The following is a 15,976-nucleotide window of genomic DNA, read 5'->3' on the forward strand; positions in this document are numbered from 1 at the left end:
ACCAATTCTTTAAAATAGGTTGGTAAAGGATCATTTTCTTTGAGATTGGCCAAATCCATTCCTAAAATTTTCAGCTTACTTTCATCTTTTTCTCGTTTTATGGCTTCGATTTCAATTTCGAGTTGCATAATTTTACGATCCAAAACATCTAGCTCTTCAGGTTTAGAATTAATTTCCATTCGTAGTTTAGAAGCTGCTTCATCCATTAAATCGATGGCTTTATCTGGTAAAAAACGATTGGTAATATAGCGCTGAGACAATTCGACTGCGGCAATAATAGCCTCATCTTTTATCTGAACTTTATGGTGTGTTTCATATTTTTCTTTAATACCACGTAAGATAGAAATTGCACTTTCAGTATCAGGTTCTTCGACCATGATTTTTTGGAAACGACGTTCTAATGCTTTGTCTTTTTCGAAATATTTTTGATATTCGTCGAGTGTTGTGGCTCCAATAGCACGCAACTCCCCTCGAGCCAAAGCTGGTTTGAGAATATTTGCTGCGTCCATAGCTCCTTCGCCACCACCTGCACCTACAAGCGTGTGAATTTCGTCAATGAATAAAACGATATCTCCCTCGGCAGCAGTAACTTCTTTAACGACAGCTTTTAGACGCTCTTCAAACTCTCCTTTGTACTTTGCTCCAGCAATTAATGCTCCCATATCTAATGAAAAGACAATTTTATCTTTCAAGTTATCAGGAACATCTCCGTCTACAATTCGATGTGCTAAACCTTCTGCGATAGCCGTTTTACCAACACCAGGTTCTCCAACAAGCATAGGATTGTTCTTCGTTCTTCTGGTTAAAATTTGCAAAACACGGCGAATTTCCTCATCACGACCAATAACAGGATCTAGTTTTCCACTTTTTGCTAATTCGTTTAAGTTTTTAGCATACTTATTTAAAGAATTATAATTTTCTTCGGCAGATGCTGAAGTTACTCTTTCCCCTTTTCTAAGTTCATCAATAGCCGCTTTTAGTCCTTTTTCAGTAACACCTTGATCTTTTAAGATTTGTGCTACTTTACTTTTTGAAGCAAAAATGGCTAATAGTAAATGTTCGATAGAAACAAATTCGTCAGTCATCTTTTTTGCAATGATTTCGGCTTCGTTTAAGGTGGTGTTTGCAGTTCTAGAAAGCATCACTTCTCCCCCAGAAACTTTTGGAAAACTTTGAATTGTACTGTCTAAAATTTGCTGGAATAACGGAACATTTACATTTAGTTTCTTTAAAATAAATGGAGCAACATTTTCATCAATTTCAAAAATAGCTTTAAAGATGTGTTCATTTTCTATTTGTTGTTGCCCTAAGCTTTGCGCCAATTGTTGCGCTGCTTGAATAGCCTCTTGCGATTTTATTGTAAATTTATTAATGTTCATATTTTTTAGGTTTGTTGTTTATTATAAATAGTTAACTTTGTTAAATAATCGTCAATTGTTATTCCAATACGGAAAATATGACAAAATGTCTGTTAATCAGTGCTTAGTGAAGACAAAATGACTTAAAACAAGACAAAATGAGTTTTTTAAAAAACATGTTTGGTAATACTGAAGAAAAAAATAATCATTCGACAATAAAATGGAATACTCTTTCTGATTTAGGAGAACTAAATGAGATTGTGAATGTATCTCATGACAAACCAGTTGTTATATTTAAACACAGTACGCGTTGCAGTGTAAGCAGAATGGTACTAAAACAGTTTGAAAGCGAATTTGATTCTCAAGATAAAATTATCCCTTATTTTTTAGATTTGATAGAATTTCGTAATGTTTCAAATGAAATTGCAAATCGATTTAATGTCGTTCATCAGTCTCCACAAATTATTTTAATTAAAGATGGTAAGTCTATTTACAACGCTTCTCATAGTGATATTGATGCGAATGATTTAGAAGAAAAATTAACTTAAAAAATATTTTTTCTAATATTAACTCACAAATAATATATAAATAATAAACCTAAATATTTTCTGATAATTTGTTAAGAAGTAAAATAGTACAGATTAAATAAAAAAAAAGCGAGTTTTCAATATTGGAAACTCGCTTTTGTACTGATTTAGTAAATAAATAGTCAAAAATATTTATTTACTATTTTTCGTTTCTTATTACATAAACATACAACCATGTTAGGGTAAATGTTGGAATAATATCTGTTTCTGGTAAAAGTTCTTCTAGAAACCCCAAAATACCTGCAATCTTACCTGTTGTTCCTTTGTACATCTTTGTAAGTAAAAAACCTGAAATTGGAGCCCAGACAATATCTGTAAATTCAGCAAGAATAGGAATTGCATAAGACAACATTCCTATTGCATCAAAAACTAAACTTAAAAGAAGTTTGGTGTATTTGTATGATTTTACTTCTGTATGAGTTTCTATTTGTATTTCTTGTGACATTTCTATAAATTAAAACTATAAGTCTAGATGTACAAATCTAATGCCAGTTTTTATTTTTCTGGTTTTATCATATTAAAAAAATCATTTCTATTTTCTTTTTCATTAAAAATCCCTCCGTATTGAATTGTAGAAGTAAAACTCGATTCATGCTTAATTCCACGGCTAGAAACACACAAATGTTTGGCTTCCATTACTACAATTACATTTTCGGTATTTAAAGCGATTTTTAAATCATTAAAAATTTGCATAATTAGTCTTTCTTGAACTTGTGGGCGACGAGAAAAATAATCAACAATTCTATTTAGCTTTGATAATCCAATTACTTTTCCGCTAGAAATATAACCAATATGGGCTTTTCCAAATATGGGTAAAAAATGGTGCTCGCAAGTAGAGTTGAAACTAATATTGGCTTCAACCAACATTTTGTCATAATGATATTCATTATCGAAAGTAGAAACTTTAGGCTTGTTTTTAGGGTCTAAACCACTAAAAATTTCTTTTATAAACATTTTTGCTACGCGATGTGGTGTTCCTTGCAAACTATCATCTGTCATATCAAGTCCTAATTCTTGCATAATATCATAAAAATGCTTTTCTATTTTTTGCATTTTCTGATCATCCGTCTTTATAAAAGCATCCGGACGCATTGGAGATTCTGCAGAAGTCATTTGATGGTTATCTCCAAGAATATCAATCATTTCTTTGTCTGTTAGTAAACTCATATTTATTTTTTAAGTTTGTCTTTAAATTCTTTTCTTACTTTGTCAACCTTAGGTGTAATCACATAAGTACAATATGATTTATTTTTGTTTTGATTATAATAGTTTTGATGGTAATCCTCGGCAACATAAAAAGTAGTTGCGTCAGAAACTTTTGTAACTACTTTTTTACCGTAAGTGTTTTCATCATTTAATTGTTTTATGTAAGCTAATGCGGTTTCTTTTTGTTTTGTATTAGTATAAAAGACTTCACTACGGTATTGTGATCCCATATCGGCACCTTGACGGTTTATAGTTGTTGGATCATGTGTAGCAAAAAAAACCTCTAGTAGTTCACCATAAGAAATTTTGCTTGGATCGAAAATTATTTTTATAGCTTCAGCATGTCCTGTAGTTCCTGAGCATACATCCTCATAAGTAGGATTTTCAGTTTTCCCCCCTATATAACCTGGTTTAATACTTTCTACCCCGTTTAATTCTAAAAAAACAGCTTCGGTACACCAAAAACAACCTCCAGCAAAAATTGCAGTTTCTTTTCCGTTTTCGATATTCATAGTATTGGGCTCAAATTTTTCCATTTCTTTAGGTTTCGATTGACAACTTATTGCCATTATTGATAAAAAATATACTAGTATTGTTTTCATGTGTATATGATATTTTACTTTATTCAAAATTAATTAAATCATTTCTTATATATTTTTTCTTAACAAAACTTTATTTGATGTTCAAGCAAATTCTTTGTTTCTTTGTGAAAAGAGATATTATGATAAAGACATCAAACATTCATAAATTTTATGATAAATTACATGTTCTAAAAGGTGTTAACTTACATATAAAGAAAGGAGAAATTGTTTCGATAGTTGGTGCTTCAGGTGCAGGAAAAACTACTTTATTACAAATATTAGGCACATTAGATAAACCAAAACTTTCTACTGGTACCGAGTTAAAAATTAATGGAGAAGATGTTTTGAAAATGAATGATAAAGATTTATCTAAATTTAGAAATCTAAATCTAGGCTTCATCTTTCAATTTCATCAGCTTTTACCAGAATTTACAGCTTTAGAGAATGTTTGTATTCCTGCATTTATAGCAAATAAATCAAAGGTTGAAACTGAGTTAGAAGCTGAAAAAATATTAACTTATTTAGGACTAAAAAATCGTATACATCATAAACCAAATGAACTCTCAGGAGGGGAACAACAACGTGTTGCTGTAGCGAGAGCTATGATAAACAAACCTGCTATTATTTTTGCAGATGAACCTTCAGGAAATCTTGATACCGAAACCGCGCAGAATCTTCATAATTTATTTTTTAAACTTCGAGATGAATTAGGACAAACTTTTGTCATAGTAACACATAACGAAGAATTAGCTGATATGGCAGATAGAAAATTAATTATGGTAAACGGAGCCATAAAAAGAGAAGTGAAAAAGCCAATTATTCTTACGTACGATTTGCTTAATAGTTCTATTTAGAAATGAATAAATTAGAGCTCAAAGAATTTCTTGACGAAAAAGTCAAATTGTATAACAATCCTAAGTTTATTGAAAGTGATCCTATTCAAATTCCGCATTTATACTCTTTTAAAGAGGATATAGAAATTGCAGGTTTTTTGAGTGCAACAATTGCTTGGGGAAATCGTAAAATGATTATTCAGAATGCTCATAAAATGATGAATCTTATGGGAAATTCTCCTTATGATTTTGTGATAAATCATAAGGAATCACAATTAGATTCTTTGCAAAATTTTGTTCATAGAACTTTTAATGGACAAGATTTTTATCAGTTCATAAAAAGCCTAAAAAATATTTATATAAATCATAACGGATTAGAAATAATATTTGCAAAAAATGCTGAAAAAGATTCGATGCAAAAAAGCATTTCTGAATTTAAAAAAATATTTTTTGAACAAGATCATTTAATCAGAACTCAAAAACATATTTCAGATCCAATGAATGGCTCAGCAGCAAAAAGAATCAATATGTTTTTACGTTGGATGGTTAGACAAGATAATAATGGTGTCGATTTTGGACTTTGGAAAACAATTCCTGCCTCCTCTCTATCCTGTCCATTAGATGTTCACTCAGGTAATGTAGCACGTAAATTAGAATTACTTTCTCGCAAACAAAATGATGCAAAAGCTCTTCTCGAGTTAGACAAAAATCTTCGTTTACTGGATGCAAATGATCCCACAAAATACGATTTTGCATTATTTGGGTTAGGCGTATTCGAAAAATTTTAACTCCTTGTTTTGTGTACTTTATAGTTATTTTATTACACTTTATCTGATAAATTAGTTTATACTTAAATTAAATTATTTCTTTGTTTTAGAATTATGTTTTTAGGCAAAAATAGCACCAAAAAACATTTTTTTATAACACGTAGATTCCCAAATCTTCATTTCAGAATACAAAAATTCGTGGTTTTATTTTTTTAAAAATATATGCAAATAATCTCCATACTTTATTCTTTTAAAGATATCACTGGCTATGTAGATAAAACATTTACAGCTCATTTTTTTTATATTTTCCTAAAATATTTAGCCATACCATTTCTCATAATTGTTTTACTGTATTTCATTGTATTACTAATACTTAGCCGATTCTATTTAGACAAATTATCGATTAAAAAAAGTGACATAGATAAAAGTATAAATGATTTTCTAACTGATTTAATTTTTTCTAACTATTCTTCTGAAGAGACAAAATTAAAAATTGATGAATTTAAAAAAAGTGAAATTTTTCAAAACAAATGGTGTAAACATCTTATTCTTAACAAATTAATACATATTAAGCAAAATATAAAAGAAGTAAATCAGAACCTAGTACTTATTATTTATAAGCAATTTGATCTAAACCTATATAGTGAAAAACTAATTAGTCGAAAAAAATGGTACTATAAATCTCTTGGCTTTTATCATTATCAAAGTTTAGATTATAAAATAAAAAAGAGGCATATAAAACCATACTTAAGTAGTAAAAATAGATATTTAAAATCGAATGCGCTTATTGCTCTTATTGCCCTTTCAGACGAGAAATTTGATATTTTAAATAATTATCATAAAAAAATCCCTAATGCTGATGAGCTTAAAATTTTAGATCTAATTTATCAGAAAGAATCAGTCATTCCAGAATCGATAAATACTTGGCTAGAAAATAGTAATAGCTCTATTATTATACTAGCTATTAAGTTAATTGTTAGATATAGAGAACCGCTTACTTTATCAAAAATTACTTATTTACTATTACATCCAGATAAAAATGTAAGAAAAGAAATTATTTTGGCTATTAGAGAATTAGTTGTTTTTGATGCTAATGATATCTTAATTGCACATTTTAAAAAAGAAAGTGATATTAGAAACAAAATATCTATTTTAAAAACTTTAGGCGCAATAGGTGGAGAAAGAACAAAAGATTTTGCTACCCAAATACTTTTTGAAGAAAAAAATATAGATATAAAATTTGAAATAATAAATTGTATTAATAGAATTGATAAATCTTATTTTAATAATTTTAAGATTGAAGATGAAGATGAAAATAATTTAATTAATAAAATTATTTTACATGTTAATAATCCCTATTTAAATTGATTACATTAGAAAATATCATTAGAAAATTTGAAATTTTTACTGCTTTTTATTCAGTAATATATATCTTGATATATATTATATTGGCTATATTATCCTATTTAGCAATAAAAAGTTATTACAACTCAAAATATTACTTACACAAAGACATATTAATAAAATCGAATCATACTTTGGGAGTTTCTATAATCGCTCCAGCATATAACGAAGCATTTACAATTGTATATAATGTAAAATCATTACTATTACAAGATTATCCCAAATTTGAAGTCATAATTATTAATGATGGTAGTACTGATGACACACTTCAAAAATTAATTGATGAATTTAGTCTAGTTAAGGTTGATTTCTTCTATCAAGAAAAAATAACAACACAACCTGTAAAGGGTCATTATAAGTCTATAAATCCTGTTTATGCAAAACTTCTTATTGTAGACAAAGAAAATGGAAAAAGCAAAGCAGATGCCTCCAATGCTGGAATAAATTCTGCAAAATATTCTCTATTTATTTGTACCGATGTCGATTGTATTCTAAGAAAAGATACTATTGCAATGCTCACAAAACCATTTATAGAAAACACTACAAAAGTCATAGCAACGGGAGCTGCCATACGAATTTCTAATTCCTGCGAGTTTAAAGATGGAATGTTGTATAAATCACATTATCCTGATACTTTTTTCCCTAGATTTCAAGAATTAGAATACTTACGTTCTTTCTTATTTGGTAGAATGGCTTGGAGTAAAACAAATTGTTTGTTACTCGTATCTGGAGGTTTGGGTATGTTTGACAAAGCAACTGTTATAGAAGCTGGAGGCTACTGGCACCAATCATTAGGTGAAGATATGGAGCTTATTACAAGAATCAGAAGATTAATGCATGAGAAAAGAGAGCCTTTTTTAATAAAATACATACCAGAATCTCTTTGTTGGACTGAAGTCCCTTCTGATAGTGTCATCTTTTTAAGACAACGTGTTCGATGGGCAAGAGGTCTTATACAAACTTTGTATTTACACAAAAAAATGTTTTTAAACCCAAAATACGGAAAAACAGGTTTAGTTATTTTACCTCATTATTTCTTTTTTGAGTTTTTTGTTCCTATACTAGAACTACTAGGTATTATTGTATTAACAATAGACATTCTTTTTTTTAGTGTGAATTACGATTTTTTATTTATCGTTAGTCTTTTCGTTTATTTATTTTATACCACCATAACATTAATATCAATATATTTAGATCAATTAGTACACAGACAATATTCGAGCATTCGAGAATTATCCACACTAATCGTAATGGTATTTTTAGAACCTATATTATACCATCCCATAAATGTATATGCATCACTAAAAGGGTATATTCATTTTTTTACTAATAAAGAAAAAAAATGGGGAGCAATGACCAGACAAGGATTTATTAATGCAAAAGATTAAAATGAAAACAAAAATTATAACTGTATTATTTAGTTTATTTTTAAATATGTCTCTTTTTGCTCAAAAAATAGATACCGATAGTTTATTAGTAAAAACTCATTACGAGATAAGCACAACAAAAAATTATACTAAAGCCATAAATCTAGCTCGTTTGGGTATAAAAAATGCTCCTAATTATTTAGACTTTCACTTGGCGTTAGGAAGAACTTATATGCTTACCAAACAAGCAGATAGTTCCAGATATTTTCTTAAATATGTTATTAATAAAAATACAAAATACAAAGAAGCCTTTATCTATTTAACAAAACTTGAAATAGAACAAAACAATTCGTTAGAGGCTATCATTACTGTAGATAATGCCATAAAAATATATCCTGATGACAAAGATTTAGAAATACTAAAACTACAGGTAATATACTCGGAAAATAATGACGAAAAAGCTATAGAATATTTAGAGTTGCTGGTTGCAAAATATCCAGACGATACAAAACTAAAACAACAATTAGTAGAACTTAAAACAAAAACCAGTTCAGATCGTGTTGGGGTAAGTTATAATTATACAGCTTTTAGTCGTGACAATTATGGTCCATGGCATCTTGTTGGATTACAATATACCAGAGAAAGAAAGAAAATTACTCTTATAGGTCACATCAATTTTGTAGATAGGCGAGCTTTTGGAAATAGTATAAAATCTGGTTTTCAGTATGAAATAGAAGCTTATAACAAAATAAACAATAAGAGTTATTCCTATGCAGACATTGCTGTTAGCGATGGTACTGCATTTCCAAAACTAAGACTAGCCTACTCCTACTTTCGCAATCTAGGCAATAGTTGGGAAGGCGATTTAGGAATACGATATACTAAAACGACCGATAAAGATTTGTATTCAGGCGTTTTAGGAGTAGGAAAATATGTAGGTGCTTATTGGTTTAATTTAAGAACTTATCTGAACTTTGAAAATAGTAAAACTTATCCATCATTTACAGCAACAGCAAGATATTATTTGGATACAAAATATAATTATTTAACTGCATTTGTAGGTTACGGAACATCGCCTGAAGAACGAAATACAATTCAAGTATTTCAAGAACGACTCACTTTTAATTCTTATAGAGTTGGTGCTGGCTATTACAAACTTTTTGGTGAGCATTATGTTACTGGATTGCAAGCATCATTTAACAGACAAGAATATCAATTGGATACTTTCCAGAACGAATATAATTTGTATATTTCATTACAATATAAGTTCTAAAAACTAAAGCGTTAAGAAAATGAAAAAGATACTGGTTATAGAAGACGATAAAATCATCAATAATATTATAGAATTCCTCTTAAAAAAAGAAGGATATATTATTGATGTAGCGAAAGACGGAAATGAAGGATTAGATAAAATAAACGCTAGCCAACCCGATCTTATTATCACCGATATTATGCTGCCTTATAAATCTGGACTTGAAGTTACTTCTTATGTAAAAGCAAATTTCCCTAAAATCCCTATTATTATTGTTTCGGCTTTAGGGAAAGAGGATTTAACCATTATTGAAGCATTTAAACTAGGTGCCGATGATCTTGTTGCAAAACCATTTAATCCAATCGAATTAATACTTAGAGTCAAACGTTTGTTGTTGTAAATAAGCGTCAAAGGTTCTGAGGACAAAGTTGCAAAGGTTGTATAAGTCGTTATAAAATAAAATTTTATAACGACTTATACGGTTTAAAAGAATCGTTGCAATTTTAAACTAAAATGATACTCTTTTATTTTTATTACCTTTGCACCTCGAAATCTTACTAAATGATTTACCACGATACCATAGTTGCCCTTGCTACACCATCTGGTGCTGGAGCTATTGCTATAATTAGAATTTCAGGTTCAGAAGCCATAAACATAGCTTCGTCAGTATTTCAATCCGTTTCGGGGAAAGATATTGCCAAACAAAAATCACACACGCTACATTTAGGTCATATTGTAGATGGCAATAAAGTGTTAGACCAAGTCTTATTATCAATATTTAAAGGTACAAACTCTTATACTGGCGAGAACACAATAGAGATTTCGTGTCACGGATCTACTTATATTCAACAACAAATCATACAATTATTACTTCGAAAAGGCTGTCGTACGGCACAAGCAGGAGAATTTACGCTACGTTCGTTCCTAAACGGAAAAATGGACTTGTCACAAGCCGAAGCCGTTGCCGATTTAATCTCGTCCGATAATGAAGCAGCACATCAAATTGCCATGCAACAAATGCGTGGTGGTTTCTCTAATGAGATTGCTAAACTTCGTGAAGAACTACTCAATTTTGCTTCGCTTATAGAACTCGAATTAGATTTTGCAGAAGAAGATGTAGAGTTTGCCGACAGAACCCAATTTAATGAATTACTCAACCGAATAGAATTTGTGCTAAAACGACTAATCGATTCATTTGCTGTTGGAAACGTAATCAAAAACGGAATTCCTGTCGCTATTGTGGGGGAACCCAACGTAGGAAAATCGACTTTATTGAATGCGTTATTAAATGAAGAGCGTGCCATTGTATCGGAAATTGCAGGAACCACTCGTGATACTATCGAAGACGAATTGGTAATAGGTGGTATCGGTTTTAGATTTATAGATACCGCCGGAATTCGCGAAACAAAAGACGTTGTAGAAAGTATTGGAATCAAAAAAACATTCGAAAAAATAGAGCAAGCGCAAGTAGTTCTTTATTTATTTGAAAGTTTAAAGTTTAAAGTTCAAAGTTCGGAATATATTATTGAAATTGAAAAAATAAAAAATCAATTTCCTCTAAAACCATTGGTTGTTGTTATTAATAAAATAGATTTACTTTCAGAAAATGAAGTACTAAACATTAGAAAACAACTTGAAGCTTTAAACATTAAACTAGAAACCATTTCCGCCAAAGAAAATCTAGGTGTCGACGAGCTTAAAAATCAATTGTTATCCTTTGTAAATACTGGTGCGTTACGCAATAACGAAACTATTGTAACCAATACCAGACATTACGATTCGCTTCTCAAAGCGCTAGAAGAAATTCAGAAAGTAAAATATGGTTTGCAAACTAATTTGTCTTCAGACTTAATGGCGATAGATATTAAACAAGCTTTGTACTATTTCGGAGAAATCACAGGACAAGTGACTAACGATGAGCTCTTAGGTAACATCTTTGCCAATTTCTGTATCGGCAAATAGCACGCCCAAATCATCAATTATTAAAACGCAATAAAACGCATCTATCCCTTTTAAATATAGGGATTTATATTTTATTTAAAATTCAGACTCCGTATTGCTTTGTGATATTTTTGTTATTTTTTGTACCATTTTTGTACCTCGTAAATATATTTTTACTATTTTTGAAATGAAATGGCGAAATTATGTCTCTTATTTACCCTTAATTCTACTTATTTCGCCTTATATCCTTTTAATTCGACTAAATATGAGTTCAAATATTACAGTAAAAAGAGTATGTGATTATTGTAAAAATGTCTTTGATGCTAAAACAACAAAGACCAAATATTGCTCACATATTTGCAACAGCAGAGGTTATAAGTTGAATAAAAAAATGAAAAAAATTGAAACGAGCGATACAGAAACAAAATCAAAAGTTTCTAAATATGTTGTGGATATAAATTCAAAAGATTTTTTAACTGTTAATGAAGCTTCAGCACTACTAAAAATGTCTTCTAAAACTATTTATAGATTAATTGAACAAAACGAATTAAATGCTTTCAATTTCTCAGTTAGAAAAACACTAATTAGGAGAAAAGATATTGATAGCTATTTTGAAAACAATTTAACACCAATAATCTCTGCCAAAAAGGAAGAAATTAACCCCGACAATTCATATACCATTAGTCAAGCAATGGTAAAATTTAATATTTCAAACGGTGCATTATATAATATTATCAAAAGGCACAACATCCCAAAAGAAAAACACGGAAAATATACATTAGTAAGAAAGGAAGATTTAAACAGAATTTTTCAATAACCAAATATGAGCAGAGTAACATTAAGAGAAAAAAAATTGAGTACTGGGAAAATAAGTCTTTATTTAGACTACTACCCTCCTATCATTAATCCTAAAAATGGAACGGAAACCCGTAGAGAATTTTTAAAGTTATATTTATTTAGTAACCCGAAAACAATAGAAGAAAAAAAGCAGAATACAGAAAATTTTGACCTTGCTGAAATAATCAAGTCCAAAAGAAATGTTCAACTCAAAAACAAAGAATTTGGTTTTAAAGATAATGTGGTCTTGAATGTTAATTTTATAACTCTATACAAAAGTGTCGTTGATGACTATTTTAATACTGGAAGCAAATCCAATCACAATTCATGGAAAGCTTCTTTAAATCATTTAGAAAATTTTAGTGGCGGTGTAATATTATCCAATAATTTAACTCTCGATTATATAAAAAAATATAGAGCCTATCTATTAAACGCAAAAAGCACTAGAAATTCAAAAGTTGATAAAAAACTAACAAAAAATACTGCTTCATCTTATTTTAAAAATTTCATTTCTGTTTTAAAGATTGCATATAAACAAAATTTGATTGAAAAAAATTTAGCCGAAGATGCGGAATACATAAAGGAAGAAGAAACACATAGGGAGTATTTAACCGAAGAAGAAATTTCCTTGTTATGGAAAACAGAAATTAAAATCGAGAAAGTAAAATATATGGCAATATTTTCCGCTTTGAGTGGTTTGCGTTTTGTAGACATAAACAATCTTTACTGGGAAAACATATTCAATGACAAACATCAAGGGTATTACATTTCATTAAGAGAAGAAAAGACAAAATCTATTAAAAATCATCCTATTTCCGATACTGCCTACAATATTCTAAAAACACAAAAAACAGATACAGGGCTAATATTTGGAGGTATTCAATATTCACAAATAACCAGACCTTTAAAAGAATGGATAACAAAATCCTGCATTAAGAAGAAAATTTCATTTCATAATTTCCGACATAGCTATGCAACCTTACAACTTGCAAATGGAACAGACATATATACCGTATCAAAATTATTAGGTCATAAAAATGTTTCTACAACACAGATTTATACCAAAGTAATGGACAAAAACAAAATTGAAGCCGCAAATCGAATAAATATACAATTAGATGGAATATCTTAAAAATCATCAAGAAATAACAAATACAGAATTAAAAAAAATACTCGACTTTACTATTACTTCTTTTAAATCGGATTATGAAAACGGAAGAACAGCACTCAAATCAATTGATGATACAAGAAGACGAATTTGGGATGAATTTATAGAAACCAGTTTCATTTATAAGTACAAAGACCATTTTGAAGAAGTATATCGAATATATAGGCTATCATTACCCAATTATAATAAGAACAAAGTAGATGTTGTAAAATCAGTTTTAAAAAATGAAGCGCATGAAGAGTTTTTAAAGAGATTAAAAATTAAGAAAGTTTCAAATTATACTTACGATGAAGATTTTGATAGTATAAACTATGAAAGCTTCATTGTACATTTATTAAAATATGATGTTTATCAAAACTCCTACAACAGATTAGGCGATAATATTGAGCTTTATAAATTGTTTTATGAAGTAAACAATTATGAAGATTTCACTTTAGAAAAATTTGATGGGCACGTTGTCAATTCAATGTTATTTAGAAAAATCTTCTCTGAATATTATCCTAGTAAAAAAATCCCTATTGCAGTTAAACGAATTGATGATTATCTTAATACTGTTTATGATATAATTGAAGACAGCGAAGAATTAAATGTTCCTGTAATTAATTCTGAAACAAAAGACAAAATAAGAAAACAAACATTTGAAATTGACGAACAGTTATTGATTTTAAACCTTTGCTTATCAGATAAAAACTCTATACCACTAACCGAAAAAATAAAATTGATAATACTTATTGGCGAAATAGAAGACGACTCTATTTTATATGAATCGTCTTCAAATAATAAAGTGTATCAAAAAGTAAACAAGGGAATTTTAAGGAGAGGTAGTCCAAATACAATGATAGATACCATAGACAGCATTAAAATTAAAATTGATGAATTTGATTTAGTACTTACAAAACAAACATTAAAAAAACATAGAACAACATTGATTTCTGAACAAAAAGAAACAAAATAACACAAAAAAACTAAATAATAATTAAGCACAAATCATTGTTTTTCAAATAATTAACCCATCCATAAAGCATCCATAAGCTATCCCTAAAGTATTCCTTTAGGGATTTTTTCATTTTACGTTTGTCCCATAAAACAGAAAAAATGAACCAACAAATTTACATGCTCTCGGAGGAAGGAATAAAAGTACTTGCAGAGCAAATCACGGAAAACATTAAAAAGGCAATGAATCCCTCAAATTCCCCAACAGAGGATGTCTTTATGAACATTGATGAAACGGCTAAACTTATCAATTTAGCAAAACCCAGTGTTTATGGATTAGTTCATCAAAACAAAATTCCATATCATAAAAAAGGGAAGCGTTTATATTTCTTGAAATCACAAATCATTGATTGGCTAAAATCAGGCAAAAAAGAATCTAAAAATGATACAGAGACTAAAGCCAATGAGTATTTAATGAAAAATCAACTGTTTAATCGTTAACTATGGATGTAAAAAATCTTAAAGATATTGATGATAAAATTGGGAATGCTTTTAAAACAAATAAAGAAATTGCAATTAATCAATTGGAACAGATAATTTCCAAGATGCCAATTGAAATCAAAACACTAATTAACGATGCGTTTGTTTTAAAAAGAATTCCAAAAGAATACTTATTAAGTTCAATATTGTTCGCTTACAGCAATGCTGGTGGTCTTGCCTTTTCAATAAAAGCGATGGGATATGTAAATTATGCCAATCTATATTTTTCCATAATTGGAAGCCGTGGAGACATTAAATCCCCAGCAATGGATTTAGCAACATTTCCTTTGGTAAAATATGACAACGAAAAATATAAAGAATTCAAAAAAAACAATATCGAATTAGAAGAAACTGAAAAAAGCGACAGAAAGCAATTATTTCTTCAAGATGCTACAATTGAATCGGCAATTTATACACATTATAAAAACAAATATTCGATTGGAATTTTTATAGATGAACTCTATTTCATTATCGAAAAAATGGCAAATAAAAACAGCACTGAAGGCACAGCTTGGAGAACTTTCTTTTTGCAAGGAAATACGAATAAATACATTGATATATCCCGAAAAACAACAGAAAGTTTTAGAATTGAAAAATCATATCCAACTTTATTAGGTTCAATTCAAAATCAATTTGTTCCAAAATTATTTGCAGACGGAAATTTAGAAAGTGGATTGATAGACCGAATCCTTTTCACTAACAAATTGACAATGAATAATCAATTATCGATAAATGATATTTCTATTGAAGTATCTGAAAATTATTCTAAATCCCTACTCAATCTTTTAAATTATCGTTCTGAAATAGAAAACACTTTTGAAATGGATGATTTACAAATAAATCTTGAATCAAATGCCAATAAACGGCTTTTTGATTATTCGCAAGAATTAATAAATCGTCAAAATGCAGTGAATGATTTAAGTAAAGAATATATCTCAAAAATGATGATTAACATTCATAAAATAAGCCTTTTGACACACCTAATTTTAAATTCCAAAAGACAGACATATCAAAGTAAAATTAGTACTGAAACCATTGAAATTGCAATCCTCATTCTTGAGTTTTATTTTATAAACTTCAAAATTGTTTTAGATGAAAATATCAACCAAAAAGATAAATTACCAACTACTGACGACATTATCAAATTAGCAATAAAAAACAATGCCAGTCAAAAAGATGTTGTTGCCATTTCAGGAATGAAT

17 protein-coding genes are annotated in these 15,976 nt (G+C 29.2%); 13 read left to right on the forward strand and 4 right to left on the reverse strand.

All coding sequences use genetic code 11. From position 1 onward, the window contains the following. Positions 1 to 1,379: ATP-dependent Clp protease ATP-binding subunit (locus ABI549_RS10840; protein WP_348076474.1), on the reverse strand; the 1,379-nt coding region annotated here is incomplete at its 3' end. Positions 1,380 to 1,534: 155 nt separating this feature from the next. Between ABI549_RS10840 and ytxJ the strand changes: the two genes are divergently transcribed. Next, positions 1,535 to 1,906: a bacillithiol system redox-active protein YtxJ gene (gene ytxJ / locus ABI549_RS10845; protein WP_348076475.1), complete on the forward strand. Its 372-nt coding sequence runs from the start codon at positions 1,535 to 1,537 to the stop codon at positions 1,904 to 1,906. A gap of 178 nt (positions 1,907 to 2,084) precedes the next feature. Here the strand turns inward: ytxJ and ABI549_RS10850 are convergent, their stop codons facing one another. The 3 genes from ABI549_RS10850 to msrA are packed head-to-tail and all read right to left on the reverse strand — an operon-like array spanning position 2,085 to position 3,753. Further along, positions 2,085 to 2,390 (reverse strand): hypothetical protein, encoded by a 306-nt coding sequence (locus tag ABI549_RS10850; RefSeq protein ID WP_348076476.1) that lies wholly within the window; start codon positions 2,388 to 2,390, stop codon positions 2,085 to 2,087. Positions 2,391 to 2,440: 50 nt separating this feature from the next. Next, positions 2,441 to 3,112: a GTP cyclohydrolase I FolE gene (gene folE / locus ABI549_RS10855; protein ID WP_348076477.1), complete on the reverse strand. Its 672-nt coding sequence runs from the start codon at positions 3,110 to 3,112 to the stop codon at positions 2,441 to 2,443. Positions 3,113 to 3,114: 2 nt separating this feature from the next. Beyond that, entirely contained in the window at positions 3,115 to 3,753 is a 639-nt protein-coding gene (gene msrA / locus ABI549_RS10860; RefSeq protein ID WP_348076478.1) for a peptide-methionine (S)-S-oxide reductase MsrA, read from the reverse strand. A 119-nt stretch (positions 3,754 to 3,872) separates the two neighbouring features. Between msrA and ABI549_RS10865 the strand changes: the two genes are divergently transcribed. The 12 genes from ABI549_RS10865 to ABI549_RS10920 all read left to right on the forward strand — a co-directional run. Further along, positions 3,873 to 4,586, forward strand: coding sequence for an ABC transporter ATP-binding protein (locus ABI549_RS10865; RefSeq protein WP_348076479.1), 714 nt, complete (start codon positions 3,873 to 3,875; stop codon positions 4,584 to 4,586). A 2-nt stretch (positions 4,587 to 4,588) separates the two neighbouring features. After that, entirely contained in the window at positions 4,589 to 5,353 is a 765-nt protein-coding gene (locus tag ABI549_RS10870; protein ID WP_348076480.1) for a TIGR02757 family protein, read from the forward strand. Positions 5,354 to 5,554: 201 nt separating this feature from the next. Then, positions 5,555 to 6,700: a HEAT repeat domain-containing protein gene (locus tag ABI549_RS10875; RefSeq protein ID WP_348076481.1), complete on the forward strand. Its 1,146-nt coding sequence runs from the start codon at positions 5,555 to 5,557 to the stop codon at positions 6,698 to 6,700. Then, entirely contained in the window at positions 6,697 to 8,124 is a 1,428-nt protein-coding gene (locus ABI549_RS10880) for a glycosyltransferase (RefSeq protein ID WP_348076482.1), read from the forward strand. Before ABI549_RS10875 ends, ABI549_RS10880 begins: the two co-directional genes overlap by 4 nt. A gap of 1 nt (position 8,125) precedes the next feature. After that, positions 8,126 to 9,376, forward strand: coding sequence for a YaiO family outer membrane beta-barrel protein (locus tag ABI549_RS10885; RefSeq protein ID WP_348076483.1), 1,251 nt, complete (start codon positions 8,126 to 8,128; stop codon positions 9,374 to 9,376). A 19-nt stretch (positions 9,377 to 9,395) separates the two neighbouring features. Then, positions 9,396 to 9,755: a response regulator gene (locus ABI549_RS10890; RefSeq protein ID WP_348076484.1), complete on the forward strand. Its 360-nt coding sequence runs from the start codon at positions 9,396 to 9,398 to the stop codon at positions 9,753 to 9,755. Between the two features lie 161 nt (positions 9,756 to 9,916). Continuing rightward, positions 9,917 to 11,317, forward strand: a complete 1,401-nt coding sequence (mnmE, locus tag ABI549_RS10895) for a tRNA uridine-5-carboxymethylaminomethyl(34) synthesis GTPase MnmE (RefSeq protein WP_348076485.1) — start codon at positions 9,917 to 9,919, stop codon at positions 11,315 to 11,317. 370 nt (positions 11,318 to 11,687) lie between these two features. Further along, positions 11,688 to 12,113 (forward strand): helix-turn-helix domain-containing protein, encoded by a 426-nt coding sequence (locus ABI549_RS10900; RefSeq protein WP_348076486.1) that lies wholly within the window; start codon positions 11,688 to 11,690, stop codon positions 12,111 to 12,113. A 6-nt stretch (positions 12,114 to 12,119) separates the two neighbouring features. Beyond that, the gene (locus ABI549_RS10905) at positions 12,120 to 13,265 is read left to right on the forward strand and encodes a site-specific integrase (protein WP_348076487.1); all 1,146 of its coding nucleotides are present in this window, start codon (positions 12,120 to 12,122) and stop codon (positions 13,263 to 13,265) included. Continuing rightward, positions 13,252 to 14,256: a hypothetical protein gene (locus ABI549_RS10910; RefSeq protein ID WP_348076488.1), complete on the forward strand. Its 1,005-nt coding sequence runs from the start codon at positions 13,252 to 13,254 to the stop codon at positions 14,254 to 14,256. The genes ABI549_RS10905 and ABI549_RS10910 overlap by 14 nt, the downstream gene beginning before the upstream one ends. A gap of 140 nt (positions 14,257 to 14,396) precedes the next feature. Further along, a complete protein-coding gene (locus tag ABI549_RS10915; protein ID WP_348076489.1) occupies positions 14,397 to 14,735 on the forward strand; it encodes a helix-turn-helix domain-containing protein in 339 nt (112 codons plus the stop codon). A 2-nt stretch (positions 14,736 to 14,737) separates the two neighbouring features. Then, a partial coding sequence (locus ABI549_RS10920; RefSeq protein WP_348076490.1) for a DUF3987 domain-containing protein occupies positions 14,738 to 15,976 on the forward strand: 1,239 nt, incomplete at its 3' end.

Origin of the sequence: Flavobacterium sp., assembly GCF_039932285.1 — a bacterium.
GTDB lineage: Bacteria > Bacteroidota > Bacteroidia > Flavobacteriales > Flavobacteriaceae > Flavobacterium.

Excerpts from the sequence above, each read along its gene's own strand:
- ABI549_RS10885 (WP_348076483.1), top strand. The coding sequence starts at position 8,126 with ATGAAAACAAAAATTATAACTGTATTATTTAGTTTATTTTTAAATATG.
- ABI549_RS10875 (WP_348076481.1), top strand. The coding sequence starts at position 5,555 with ATGCAAATAATCTCCATACTTTATTCTTTTAAAGATATCACTGGCTAT.
- ABI549_RS10870 (WP_348076480.1), top strand. The coding sequence starts at position 4,589 with ATGAATAAATTAGAGCTCAAAGAATTTCTTGACGAAAAAGTCAAATTG.
- ytxJ (WP_348076475.1), top strand. The coding sequence starts at position 1,535 with ATGTTTGGTAATACTGAAGAAAAAAATAATCATTCGACAATAAAATGG.
- ABI549_RS10900 (WP_348076486.1), top strand. The coding sequence starts at position 11,688 with ATGAAAAAAATTGAAACGAGCGATACAGAAACAAAATCAAAAGTTTCT.
- folE (WP_348076477.1), bottom strand. The coding sequence starts at position 3,112 with ATGAGTTTACTAACAGACAAAGAAATGATTGATATTCTTGGAGATAAC.
- mnmE (WP_348076485.1), top strand. The coding sequence starts at position 9,917 with ATGATTTACCACGATACCATAGTTGCCCTTGCTACACCATCTGGTGCT.
- ABI549_RS10910 (WP_348076488.1), top strand. The coding sequence starts at position 13,252 with ATGGAATATCTTAAAAATCATCAAGAAATAACAAATACAGAATTAAAA.
- ABI549_RS10850 (WP_348076476.1), bottom strand. The coding sequence starts at position 2,390 with ATGTCACAAGAAATACAAATAGAAACTCATACAGAAGTAAAATCATAC.
- ABI549_RS10865 (WP_348076479.1), top strand. The coding sequence starts at position 3,873 with ATGATAAAGACATCAAACATTCATAAATTTTATGATAAATTACATGTT.
- msrA (WP_348076478.1), bottom strand. The coding sequence starts at position 3,753 with ATGAAAACAATACTAGTATATTTTTTATCAATAATGGCAATAAGTTGT.
- ABI549_RS10915 (WP_348076489.1), top strand. The coding sequence starts at position 14,397 with ATGAACCAACAAATTTACATGCTCTCGGAGGAAGGAATAAAAGTACTT.
- ABI549_RS10905 (WP_348076487.1), top strand. The coding sequence starts at position 12,120 with ATGAGCAGAGTAACATTAAGAGAAAAAAAATTGAGTACTGGGAAAATA.
- ABI549_RS10890 (WP_348076484.1), top strand. The coding sequence starts at position 9,396 with ATGAAAAAGATACTGGTTATAGAAGACGATAAAATCATCAATAATATT.